The organism is Flavobacterium sp. 22659 (assembly GCF_052044235.1).
Classification (GTDB): domain Bacteria; phylum Bacteroidota; class Bacteroidia; order Flavobacteriales; family Flavobacteriaceae; genus Flavobacterium; species Flavobacterium johnsoniae.
Window position 1 is genome coordinate 14,340 of record NZ_JBQEMU010000038.1, and the last position, 12,841, is coordinate 27,180.

The window sequence follows — 12,841 nt, forward strand, 5'->3', positions numbered from 1 at the left end:
CTATCGGGATTGAAACTACTGAAAGGCGTTTCACTTTTTTACAAAAGCATAGCTATGTGAGAGAAATATATTTCTCTTTTACAGTCTTATTTACAATACAAAACTATGTTTCTATGTGTTTAAAATTAAACCAAAAATTAAAAATCCCAAACTCCAAGTTTAATCTGGAATTTGGGATTTTTAATATTATAATTTTTAAAGATTAAAGATTGTACATCTTTTTTCTTTGCTCCTGAATTTTTTCATCATCAAGATATTCGTCAAATGTCATGTAACGATCGATAACTCCGTTTGGTGTTAATTCTACGATTCTGTTACCAACAGTCTGCGCGAACTCGTGGTCATGTGTTGTAAAGATTACAGAACCTTTAAAGTTTTTCAATGAGTTGTTGAAAGCTGTAATAGATTCCAAATCTAAGTGGTTTGTTGGCTCATCAAGCATTAAAACGTTTGCACGCTCCATCATCATTCTAGAAAGCATACAACGTACTTTTTCTCCCCCAGATAAAACTCTAGAAGTTTTTAAAGCTTCTTCTCCAGAAAAAATCATTTTCCCTAAGAAACCTCTAATAAATACCTCATCACGCTCTTCTTCTGTTTTAGCGTATTGACGTAACCAGTCTACTAAAGTTAAATCATTTTCGAAGAAATCGTGGTTTTCAGCTGGTAAATAGGCTTGGTTGGTTGTAATTCCCCAATCAAAAGTTCCAGAATCTGCTTTTTGTTCTCCGTTTAAGATTTCGTAGAAAGCAGTTGTTGCACGTGAATCTTTAGAGAAAAGAACGATTTTATCGCCTTTTGCCATATTCAAATGCACATCTTTAAAAAGAACTTCTCCGTCTACAGAAGCAGATAAATGTTCAACATTTAAAATCTGATCTCCGGCTTCACGATCCTGATCGAAGATAATCGCAGGATAACGACGGCTTGAAGGTTTAATTTCTGAAATATTCAATTTCGAAATCATTTTTTTACGAGAAGTTGCCTGTTTCGATTTCGCCACGTTTGCACTAAAACGACGAATAAATTCTTCCAGCTCTTGTTTCTTCTCTTCTGCTTTTTTGTTTTGCTGTGCACGCTGTTTTGCCGCTAATTGGCTAGACTCATACCAGAACGTATAGTTTCCTGAGTAGTGATTGATTTTTCCGAAATCAATATCAGAAATATGTGTACAAACCGCATCTAAAAAGTGACGGTCGTGAGATACAACGATTACAGTGTTTTCGTAGTTTGCTAAGAAGTTTTCTAACCAAGCGATTGTTTCAAAATCCAAATCGTTGGTAGGCTCATCCATAATAAGCAAGTCAGGATTTCCGAAAAGTGCCTGCGCCAAAAGCACACGTACTTTCATTTTTCCTTCCATATCTGCCATTAAAGTATAATGATCTGCTTCTGTGATTCCTAAGTTAGACAACATCGCAGCAGCATCAGAATCAGCGTTCCATCCGTTCATTTCTTCAAACTGAACTTGTAACTCCCCTATTCTGTCTGCATTAGCATCATTATAATCTAAATAAAGTTCATCCATTTCTTTTTTAACAGCATACAGAACTTTATTTCCCATTAAAACGGTTTCCAAAACAGTATGCTCGTCGAACATGTTGTGGTTCTGGTTTAAAACCGACATACGTTTTCCCGGCTCTAAATGAATGTGACCAGAAGTTGGATCAATATCGCCCGAAATCACTTTTAAGAAAGTAGATTTTCCTGCACCATTTGCTCCAATAACGCCGTAAATATTTCCGTGAGTAAACGTAGTATTTACTTCGTCGAATAAAATTCTTTTACCAAACTGAACTGATAAATTATTGACTGTTAACATGAATGTCTTTTTAATTAATTTGGTGCAAAAGTACGGAAAAAGGTTCAGAGTTGCAAAGGTGCAATGTTTCAAAGTTTTTTATGCTGGCGAGGGGTTCTCGCAGAGTCGCAAAGGCGCAAAGTTTTTTTTACCAATCTGATTACTACGTAATCTTGTCATTTTGACGAAGGAGAAATCTTCACAAGTAACTCTACAAAGATTGGCAATTATTAGGAACGGAGTTTCTGGCGAAGATTTCTCCTTCGTCGAAATGACAAAAATGAGATTGCTTTGCCATAAAACTTTGCGCCTTCGCGACTTTGCGAGATTAATTAAAACTTACAATTTACTTTCTTTCGCAAGCGCCACTTCTAAACTTTCAAAGTTTGGAAGCACTTTTGCAATCATTCCTTCTTTGCTTAAAATAAAATGTGTTGGAAATGAATTCAGCTGTAAGGCTTCGTTCATGTAATCTTTCATGTTTGGAATTACAGAATACAAGAGAGGTTTTCTGGCTAAGAATGTTTTTAATTGTTCTGGTGAATCTTCGGCTAAACTCATAAAAACAATATCTTTTCGGTCTTTGTATGCTGAAACCAGTTTGTTGACTTGCGGAAATTCTCTAATGCATGGCGTGCAGTGAATGTACCAGCATTTAATAACGATAATTTTTCCTTTCATGGATTCATTGGTTACCAGATTTCCGTCTAAATCTTTAAAAGAGAATTTTGGAAATGCTGTTCCTTCCATTTTATAGTTTTTGTAAGCATCAAAACCAATTTGATTGATTGTTGCTTTTATACTCGTATCTGATTTGGGCTGAATTTTAAATAACTTATAAATGTAAATAGCAGCTTCTGATTTCAATCTAACCGGAATGAAATTTCCATTAGCCAGCTGATCTAAAAAAGATTCTTTGGTAATTTCTTTTGAAAATGCGTCTAAAGCAGTAAAATCTCTGGAAAGCATTATTTTTTTATTGTAAGCAGACCAATCTTGGAAAGTTTTTTGAATTTGAATTGGATCAACTTCTGGATTTCCGAATTTATTTTGAGCTGTACTTATTGTAAAAATTAAAAGAAGAGTAATTAGGCTGATGAATTTCTGCATTATGAAACAATTGTATTTGATCTCAAAAATAGTGAAAGTTTTTTAACCGCAAAGACGCGAAGGTATGCGCAAAGTTCGCAAAGGGTTTCTCGCTCCCAATAGCTATTGAGACTGCAGATTTAGAAGATTTTTTTCTTCAAAAATTATTTTACTTGAAAACTGAGCAAATCAGCAAGTTCAATATCTAAAGCATTTGCAATTCTAATAAGAGTTTTTATACCTGTATTTATTTTAGCTCTTTCAATTCTGCCAATTTGATTTCGAGGAATACCACAATCATCAGCTAAATCCTGCTGAGATAAACCTCTTTTTTCACGTAACTTTCTAATGTGAGTTCCAAGATTTATAATAAAAGTTTCTTCTGAAATATCCATATTTCAAAAGTCATAACAAATATTTTTTATTGTGACACAAATTTGTGTCAAAAATTAATATATTTACACAAAAAATAAGATAATGATTACAGAAATGCCTTTAAATGAAATCGAAGCCAAATTAAATGACTTTTTTACTGATAAGATTGATTGCAAAGAGATGGCAAAAATGATACGTGAAGTAAATAATGCTCTTTCGTTATGTGTTATGCGAGGATGCGAAACTATAGAATCTGAAATAAAGAATATCGATGATAATTTTTACTGGCTTAATAAACTTGCAGAAACTCTAGATCCTTATCTGGATGTTTAAAATAATTGCGAGATCTTTTTTAACCATAAAAAAAACCTGACAGTAAAAACTGTCAGGTTCATAATGCGCATCCTTAGGCAAAAACCAAATAACAAATTACCTAAAGCCGCATTTGTTCGAAATAAAAATCAGCTAAAAAATAAATAACCAAACTCAATTTTAACCGTCCCATCTTTTTATTTCTAAATTTTCAATCATTTATTAGTTTAAAAAGTTCATTACTTTAAATGATTTTTTGTTTCCTGCTTTGTCTGTTACCACAACTAAAAACAATTGTTTAGATGAGAAACTTTGATTGTGAAGCAGTACTTCTTTATTGTTTTGAACATTTCTGTGACTTACTAAGTTTTGTCCTAAAACATTGAATACATCAACCTGAGCAATGTCTTCGTTTTCGTTTGTAACAGATAATGCATTGTTTTTAAAATAAGCTATCGTTGCATTGCTTTTTGCAGAAATATCATCAAGAACCAATGTTTTTGCTGCTGTTTGTGATGCAAAATAAGCGGCATAAGCTTTAGACAATTCAGATGAATTACCGCAAGAAGAAGCATCCCAGTTTACAGACCAAGTCATTAAACCTCTCAGAGAAGGATATGGTCCGCCTGGCTGCATAGTATATGTTCTTCCAGAAAAAGTGGTTCCGGTTCTTAAATAATGCATCGCATTAATTCCTTCTGTTGGTGTTAAATAACCACTTCCTGCTGCACTTGGACACGCTGGTAATGCAATAAGAACTTTTGAAGCCGGCAACCCATCAAAACGCATTCCTGTTGAAGCAATGTTATATCCTTTTATCACCATATCTGTCAGGGCTGTTACCATGTTTGATTTTTTAGCTGTACCATAATATTGGCCATCTAGTCCGTTTTCTCCTCCTGTGTTATACAATTGTACCGCTAACAAGTCTAATTCATTACGTAAGTTTTGAATAATTGGCAGGAAAGAACCAAACGTATCAGTATAAGTAGTATAACCTCCTTGTACATATTGTGTTTCCGGAGCAGCAGTTAATAAAAATCCAGGGCCATAGTAGGCTTTTAATTCTTTAAAAGCATCTACTACATTTTTTAATCTTGGATAAGCAGAAATACCCGCATAAGAAATATCTCTTAAACCTCCTGCATTAAAATTCATCGATCCGCCTTCAAAATCAATATCAACTCCGTCAAATTGATACTCGTCAATAATTGCTTTTAGACCATTAACAAAAATATTTTTTTGAGTTACATTGTCTAAAACAACATGACCATTCTGACCTCCAATAGAAACAATAACAGGAACGCCGCTGTCTCTTAAGGATTTTATATCGTTTTTCAATAATTGCTTGTTGAAAACGCCATTGGTTAAATATCTAGTGTCATTTGTAGTTAATATTGGTGTATAACCATCACGATTAACTGTTTCAACAAAAGAATAATCTACTACGTTAAACTTACTTCCTACCATTTGAGAAAAATATAAAAATGGAGCACCAGCATTTTCCCAAGAATGTGCATATCCTAAAATAATTTTAGAAGGAAGCGGGATGAATCTATTAGTGCTTACTGTCGCAATTTTGATAGTATTGTTTAATGTAGTTACACCCGATTTATTATCGGTTGCTTTAATTACAACTGGATAATCCTGATAAGCAGATGGCGTGAAATTATACGTATAAGTATTATTTGTACCTGCTGTCATATTAAATGTGCCTCCATTTATTGTAATGGTAACACCAGAAACAGTTCCGTCACTGTCAACAGCTGTAACTGAAATTGGCACAACTTGGAAAGTATTTTGGTATACTGTAGTATTTGATGGTGAATTCCAAGTAATTACAGGTAATGCATTTGGGCAGCTTGCACCAGAACAAGTTAATGTAAAACTATACGTTTTTGAATCTGTTGTTCCGTTTGATGCTGTAGCTGTAACGGTTAAGGTATGAGGAAGCGAAAACTGATTTGCTGCTGGTGTCCAAGCTGCTGTATAAGTTCCTGAAGAATTGGCCGCACTTAAGCTTTGCCCGTCTAAACTAAATACAACTGATGAAATTGTAGTAGCATCAACAGCACTTAATCCAACATTGGCAACAAAATTAATTGCTGATCCTAAATTTATAGCAATTGCCGAAGCTGTCGGCGCTGTAATGGTAACAACTGGTTTAGTCGCAACTACCGCTTGTCTATTAAAATTATAAACCGTTGGCGTTGTTGGAACCGCAAAGTTGGCTAAGTTATTTGGATAATAAGTCACATCACCATTTTCCCATCCATTTAATTTCAAACTTAAAATTTGTGTATAACCTGCTACAACTGAATTATCAAAGCTGTAATTTCCTGATGCATCTGTTGTTGCTAAAACACTTTTCCAGTTATGTGTATTATCTGTCCAAGGCAAAACGATTTCTACTTTTGCACCAGCAACCGGAGTTGTTCCGTTTTTAACAGTACCGCTGATTAAGTTTGCGGCTGCAGCCAATGCTGATTTTGCTGTAGAACTTGTATTAAAGTTGTAAACTGTTGGATTTGCAGGAACTGCAAAGTTTGCCAGATTATTTGGGTAATACGCTACTTCTCCATTCTCCCAAGAATTTAATTTCAAACTTGTAACTGTTGTATAACCTGCTATAACTGAATTGTCAAAACTGTATTTTCCTTGTGCATCTGTTGTTGCAATAACACTTTTCCAATTGTGCGTGTTATCTGTCCATGGTAAAACCAGTTCTACTTTTGCACCTGCCACAGGGTTTGTTCCGTTTTTAACTGTTCCGCTGATTTTACTTGTGCTTACTACAACATCTTGTGCAAAATTCAATGTTTTGTTGGCATTCAAATTAGAATACACTGTAGAAGCCGGAGTAAAGGTCTGTCCTGTTAAAGCAGCTGTTACTGTATAATTACCGCCCGAAGGAAGACTAAGCGAATATGCACCGCTGGCATTTGTAACCGCTGCATAACTTCCTCCTGTAAAAGAAGCTGTTACAGTTACACCAGAAACTGGAGCTGTACTATTTAAAACCGTACCGCTTACAGTATAATTAACAACCGGAGCACCTTGAGTAAAATTCAAAGTTTTGTTTGAATCGATTGCACTATAAACTGTTGAAGCCGGAGCATAAGAGAATCCTGATTTTGCAGCTGTAACAGTAAAATTTAACCCAGCTGTTAAACCTGCAATGCTGTAAACACCGCTTGCATTTGAAACTGCTGTTAATGTTGTACTTCCTGAAACTGCCGTAACAGTTACGCCCGAAACCGGAGTTGATCCGTCAAGAACTGTTCCGCTAACGGTATACGTTGGCTGAGTTCCGTTAATAACAACTGCTGTCTGGTTTACTGTAACATTTACTAAAGTTACAGGCGTAAATGTATAAGTGGCTTTTAAAGCCGTTAAGCTATAATTTTGGCCTGAAGTTAAATTATTGAATGCAAAATTTCCGTTAGCAGAAACCACTGTTTGAATAACAGCATTACCTGCATTTCGTAATTCAACTGTAACATCTGTAACTAAAGCTGATCCGTTTTTTACAGAACCAGAAATACTTACTGTACCCGGAACAACGCTTCCAAAAGAAGTATCAACCTGGTTTAATAATGAATTAGGAATTGAACCTCTGGTATCCTGAGATAATTCCCAAATCATACCTCCGGCCAGATTTCTCGATTTTATATACTGAACTTTTAAATCCATTGACTGTTTATCTTCATAAGAAATAAACTGTTTTAAAGTCGAGTTGTATAAATAAGGAACTTTAGTCGTATTATCAAAATAACGAACCCATCCAGCCGAAGCTGCAGACGGAGTTACCATCATAGTATTTGGATCCAGATAAGCGTGTGAATTGGTAACCGGATTTCCGACTAAATCGCAGATTTCGATACTTCCTGATTTTTCACAAGCTCCAGAACCATCCCATGTTCCTGTTGGGTTTTGTGGATTTGTACATCCCGGAACTATATATCTCGGCGCCGCAACAAACAATCCGTTTGTTGAATTTACAGCAACGTTATCGAATTTTTTTCCGTAAAAAGGAAGTCCCATAATTAACTTATTAGCAGGGAAACCAATTACGTTTAAATATTGATTTGTTAATTCGTCTAATGATTCTGATTGTGTCGCTCCATACAACGGATCATTTGGGTTTCCGCTGGCATATAAAGGCGCATTGTAGCAGGTTTTATCGTACCAGTTACCGCCAAAATCATATCCGAAATACGTGATATAATCACAATACGTTGAAATATCTTCAGTCATTCCGTACTGTGCTCTGTTGTTTGGTCCCAAATATTGTTTAGAAACATTTCTAACATTGTTTCCTGCCGCAATAGTAACCAGTTTATTTGGCATTGCCTGACGCATGGCTTTTAATAAAAGCACCAGATTTTTGTTGTCATCAGGACTGTATTTTTGTGGAGGAACCGGCATTCCATTTACTATTTCTGTTCCGTCTGTTCCGCCAGAAAGAGGATATTCCCAGTCAATGTCGAAACCATCAATAAACGGATAAGTCACAATGAAATTTGCCATATCTGCGGCTAATGCAGCTCTTGCTGCCGGACTGGCGGCAATTGGAGAAAGATCCTGGCCTTTTGTCCAGCCTCCTACAGATATTAAAATTTTTAAGTGCGGGTACTTTTGTTTAAGCTTCATTAAATCATAAAAGTTTCCTTTTACCGGAGCATCCCACGGAATTCCGCCTTCCATATGCTCAAAATCGGCATAGGTATCCAAACATTTTAATTTTGTATTCTCCGGATGGGCAGGATCATAAGTTGTCCCATAAAAAGAATAATTTAAATGCGTCAATTTACTTCCGTCAATCTTTGGGACGTTAAAATCCCTTGCATAGATAGACCATTGCGCATAATACCCCACTACTTTTTTCCCGTGGGCTGGCTGCGCCGACGCGAGTAAGGGAAACAATAACAAAAAGAGTAATCTGTAATAATGTTTCATAATTAATAAATATTGGTTAATAGAAAATAAATAATTGGGCCGCAGAAGTTTTAAAAAAACTTCCGGGTTTCGCTCAACTGCAGGTTGGAAGGCTGCTGTCGATTGGAAATAAACTCAAATTACATTCTATAGATAAATATTACTATTTCTGATTCATTCATAATCATTAGTAAATAGCAGTGATTGATATTTATTTATAATTCTAAAAATTAATCGTAAATACAAATGATAAATTTGGGACTAATCATCAATCTATACTCTCGTTTTGTCATGTTTTATTGTATTCTTTTATTTGGTTTTTAAGGGTTAATAATTATTTTCAAGGCTTATATTTTACTATTTGATTTTGTTACGTGCTGTTTGTTTCAGGAATGATAGCCATAACTATCTCTACCGGGGAATTCGGCAGAGATAATTAAAGACTAAATGAATGGTAACTACTAAACACTAACTCAACCAAAATTCTAAATTAGTTTCTTTAAACTTTCATAAACTGACAACTCTACGTCAGCATGATCTTTTGTATTACATTGTTCGATTAAGCTTTTTAAATCGGCTGTTTTTAAAGTCGATTTATTATCTAATACAAGCAGCAATTCTTGTGATGCGTCGCTTAATTTTTTAGATAAAGGCAGAATTGGCTGTACTAAAGGCGCATTGGCACTTAATTCAACTAATCCTTTATTAACTGCAATCCATTTATTGAAAAATGCTGCCACTTTTGCTTTGTTATCTGCTGATTTATTTGCCAGATATTGGCTCACGGCTTCATCAAAAGCCAGAGAATCTTTTGCATCCGGAGTGCAGGCATCTGCAAAAAGTGTAAACGGAGAATACATTTGATATTCAGTTCCTCCTTTATTTCTTGTATATCCTTTTAATGGTTCACAAACATTTGTAAACTCATTTACAGATTTAATATTCTGGTTATTCGCAATGTTTCTAAGAATTACGGCTTTGTTTTTTATATGTGTTAATCCTAATTCTTCTAATCTAAATGATACACTTTCAAGACGTTTACGCATATTAGCAACATCTGTAATATTCTCAGCAGACCATAATCTTTCTGCAATTGCTGCTGTTCTTGGCCAAACTCTTGAATCAAATGTTTCCGGCGTAGCAAGTTCTGTCCACATTGTAGCTTCTCCACCCAAAATTCTTGCTTTTTCTTCTGCAGATAAATCGGCTCCTTTTGGCATAGGATCATTTAAATAATGACTTGCTACTGGATACATTAAATCAATATAAAATCCGTTTGATAATACTGTTTTGTAACCTTTTTTAACTGCATCCACTAATGATTGTCCTGCAACCATTCCTTCATTTGGACCTCTCCATGAATGTACAATTGCTTCTTTAGAAAGATCTTTGGTTAAAATTTCTTCCCATCCCATTAATTGTTTACCATGTTTTTTAAGCATTGGGGCTAACTGCATAGTAAAATAAGTCTGCAGTTCATGGTTGGTTTTTAAATTATGTTTTTTCTTGAACTCCTGGATTTTTGGATTGGCATCCCAGTCTTTCCCTTCATTTTCGTCACCCCCAATGTGAAAATAAGCTCCGGGAAATAACGGGCATACCTCATCAAAAAGTTCACTTAATATTTTATACGTTTTAGGATTTGAAGGATCTAATGTAGGCGAAAATATACCTGCATTTCTTTCAATTCCATAGGTAGAGATTGCCGTACCTTGAATATTTTTTTCAGAAGTTCCTCCGGTCAATGTAATCACTTTGCTTCCAATTTCAGGGTAAGCAGTAAGTATTGCAGATCCATGACCCGGAACGTCTATTTCCGGAACAATTAAAATACCGCGCTCATCGGCATATTTTACGATATTTCTAATTTCCTCTTGTGTGTAATATAATCCATCCGAAGCCAGTTCTATTAGTTTTGGATGTTTTTTAGTTTCAATTCTCCAGCCTTGATCGTCTACTAAATGCCAGTGGAAAACATTCATTTTCATTGCTGCCAATGCATCCAGATTTCTTTTCACTACATCTACCGGCTGAAAATGTCTCGAAGCATCAAGCATTAAACCTCTCCAGGTAAATCTTGGAAAGTCTGAGATTTGAGAAACAGGGAAATAGAATTTTTTGCTGTCGTTTTGAAGCAGCTGCAATAACGTTTCCAGTCCATGTAAAGCTCCTAAATCGCTGGTTGCATTAATTGTAATTTTGTTTGCTTTAACATCTAAGCTGTAGCTTTCATCTTCATATAAACCTATTTTTCCATTTTTAGTACAGTTAATCTGTAATTCTGCATTTGGAAACTCATTAAGTTTGGTAATAAAACCTTGTTCAAAAAAAATACCTGTTCTACCATCTAATCGGCGTAAAAAACGAGTTACTCCTCCAAAAATCCTTGAATCAGGATTTCCAGAAATATTTACTTTAAAGTTTTTAGTTAATGTAAAATTTCCGTCGTTTACGACAACATTTTGAGGCCAGGGCATAAGGTTCAGCTGTTCTTTTTGCATTTGAGCATTTGCCGTTACACCTGCTAATAGTAGTACAAATAGATATTTCATTTTATTTTTTTTTGGTTCGATACTTCTAAAAAAGCATCTTTAGAAATTAGATAAAAAACAAAACTCAGAATGACTTCTGCTTTACCTCACCTATAGCGAGGTCAAACTGAATTTTGAAATTTGATTCGCTCTCACCCGAATCGGTTTTAAAACAACTTTAATAGTCAAAACGTTTAAAAGCTTCAATAGCTTCATATTCTGCCAATCCTAATTCATCATACAGAATCGCAGTATTTTTATTTCGGTCTTCGGCTCTAACCCAAAATTCTCTTGAATCATTTCCCTGAAACATTACTCTGTCTTTTTGAGATTGGTGGTATAAGATTGCATGGCGTTTTAGCAATACTTCCGATGGCGAAAGCGGTACTGCCATATCAATTTCGTGGATATCCCATTCGTGCCACGCACCTCTGTATAACCATAGCCAGCAGTCGTCCATGTACTTTTCTGGTTTCAATTCTTTCATGGCAGCAAAAATCGCATTCAGACATACTTCATGTGTTCCGTGCGGATCTGCCAAATCTCCTGCTGCAAAAACCTGATGCGGTTTTATTCTGGCAATGATTTCTTTTACAATTTCGATATCTTCCTGACCCAGCGGATTCTTTTTAACCTGTCCAGTTTCATAAAACGGAAGATCTAAAAAGTGTGTATTTTCATCTTTTAGTCCAATGTATCTTGTGGCCGCGTAAGATTCTCTTCTTCTGATTAATCCTTTTAGTTTTCGAACTTCAAGAGAATCAATCTGATTTTCTGATTTATTATTCAAAAATTCAATTACGGATTTGAAGTTGATGTCTTTTGGAAGATCAGCACCAACAAAATCGTTGCATACTTCTGCAAATTTCAACGCCTCATCATCAGTTACGGCAATATTTCCTGAGGTTTGATATACAACATGTACATCATGGCCTTGTTTTATCAATTTTGAAAAAGTTCCTCCCATCGAAATCACGTCATCATCTGGATGCGGACTAAACAGGATAACTCGTTTTTTAGCAGGATTGGCTCTTTCTGGACGGTGTGAATCATCTGTGTTTGGTTTTCCTCCCGGCCAGCCTGTAATGGTATGCTGCAAAATATTGAACATATTGATGTTCATATCATAAGCAGAACCTTCCTGTGCCAGTAAATCAGACATTCCGTTATTGTTGTAATCACGGTCTGTCAGTTTTAAAATAGATTGTTTGGTTTTCTGGCATAACCATACAATTGCTTTGCTTTTCAATTCCTGTGTCCAGATGCATTCGCCAACCAGCCAAGGTGTTTTAAAGCGTGTTAATTCTGATGCTGCTGACTGATCCAGAACGAAAGTAGCGTTTGGATGATTCTGCAGAAATGTAGCCGGAACTTCTGAGCTGATATCTCCCTGAATGGTTCTTTTGATGATATCTGCTTTGTTTTGTCCCCAAGCCATTAATACAATTCTTTTTGATCTCATAATGGTAGAAACTCCCATCGTGATGGCTCTTTTCGGGACGTTGTCGATTCCGTTAAAGTCAGATGAAGCGTCTACTCTTGTAATATGATCCAGAGTAATAATTCTGGTTCCTGAATTAATGTGCGATCCAGGCTCGTTGAAACCAACGTGTCCTGTACGGCCAATTCCAAGCAATTGAAAATCAAGTCCGCCTGCTTGTTTGATTTTCAATTCATAATCAATACAGTATTGATTTAATTGTTCTAAAGCAATTGTTCCATCAGGAATATTTACATTTTCAGGTTTAATATCAATATGATTAAAAAGATGCTGATGCATGAAATAATGATAGCT

At 35.4% G+C, this 12,841-nt stretch carries 7 protein-coding genes; 1 reads left to right on the top strand and 6 read right to left on the bottom strand.

What is annotated here, in order from left to right; translation table 11 throughout:
* Positions 1 to 202: 202 nt before the first annotated feature.
* The 3 genes from ACTJIW_RS23695 to ACTJIW_RS23705 form a co-directional block, all read right to left on the bottom strand.
* Positions 203 to 1,822 carry an ABC-F family ATP-binding cassette domain-containing protein gene (locus tag ACTJIW_RS23695; protein ID WP_012026515.1) on the bottom strand — a complete coding sequence of 540 codons (1,620 nt, stop codon included), beginning with the start codon at positions 1,820 to 1,822 and terminating at the stop codon, positions 203 to 205.
* 318 nt (positions 1,823 to 2,140) lie between these two features.
* Positions 2,141 to 2,911 carry a TlpA family protein disulfide reductase gene (locus ACTJIW_RS23700; protein WP_440715829.1) on the bottom strand — a complete coding sequence of 257 codons (771 nt, stop codon included), beginning with the start codon at positions 2,909 to 2,911 and terminating at the stop codon, positions 2,141 to 2,143.
* Between the two features lie 143 nt (positions 2,912 to 3,054).
* Positions 3,055 to 3,285: a helix-turn-helix domain-containing protein gene (locus ACTJIW_RS23705; RefSeq protein WP_012026517.1), complete on the bottom strand. Its 231-nt coding sequence runs from the start codon at positions 3,283 to 3,285 to the stop codon at positions 3,055 to 3,057.
* Positions 3,286 to 3,367: 82 nt separating this feature from the next.
* Here ACTJIW_RS23705 and ACTJIW_RS23710 point away from each other — a divergent pair, with 82 nt between their 5' ends.
* Positions 3,368 to 3,598 carry a hypothetical protein gene (locus ACTJIW_RS23710; RefSeq protein ID WP_440715830.1) on the top strand — a complete coding sequence of 77 codons (231 nt, stop codon included), beginning with the start codon at positions 3,368 to 3,370 and terminating at the stop codon, positions 3,596 to 3,598.
* A gap of 201 nt (positions 3,599 to 3,799) precedes the next feature.
* Here the strand turns inward: ACTJIW_RS23710 and chiA are convergent, their stop codons facing one another.
* From chiA to ACTJIW_RS23725, 3 genes are all read right to left on the bottom strand, one after another.
* The gene (gene chiA / locus ACTJIW_RS23715) at positions 3,800 to 8,536 is read right to left on the bottom strand and encodes a T9SS-translocated chitinase ChiA (RefSeq protein WP_440715831.1); all 4,737 of its coding nucleotides are present in this window, start codon (positions 8,534 to 8,536) and stop codon (positions 3,800 to 3,802) included.
* A gap of 464 nt (positions 8,537 to 9,000) precedes the next feature.
* Positions 9,001 to 11,067: a beta-N-acetylhexosaminidase gene (locus tag ACTJIW_RS23720; protein ID WP_440715832.1), complete on the bottom strand. Its 2,067-nt coding sequence runs from the start codon at positions 11,065 to 11,067 to the stop codon at positions 9,001 to 9,003.
* Positions 11,068 to 11,224: 157 nt separating this feature from the next.
* Positions 11,225 to 12,841: glucosamine-6-phosphate deaminase (locus tag ACTJIW_RS23725; protein WP_440718453.1), on the bottom strand; the 1,617-nt coding region annotated here is incomplete at its 5' end.

What these genes read in the sequence shown, in the direction of transcription:
- ACTJIW_RS23695 (WP_012026515.1), bottom strand. Translation starts at nt 1,822, where the DNA reads ATGTTAACAGTCAATAATTTATCAGTTCAGTTTGGTAAAAGAATTTTA.
- ACTJIW_RS23700 (WP_440715829.1), bottom strand. Translation starts at nt 2,911, where the DNA reads ATGCAGAAATTCATCAGCCTAATTACTCTTCTTTTAATTTTTACAATA.
- ACTJIW_RS23705 (WP_012026517.1), bottom strand. Translation starts at nt 3,285, where the DNA reads ATGGATATTTCAGAAGAAACTTTTATTATAAATCTTGGAACTCACATT.
- ACTJIW_RS23710 (WP_440715830.1), top strand. Translation starts at nt 3,368, where the DNA reads ATGATTACAGAAATGCCTTTAAATGAAATCGAAGCCAAATTAAATGAC.
- chiA (WP_440715831.1), bottom strand. Translation starts at nt 8,536, where the DNA reads ATGAAACATTATTACAGATTACTCTTTTTGTTATTGTTTCCCTTACTC.
- ACTJIW_RS23720 (WP_440715832.1), bottom strand. Translation starts at nt 11,067, where the DNA reads ATGAAATATCTATTTGTACTACTATTAGCAGGTGTAACGGCAAATGCT.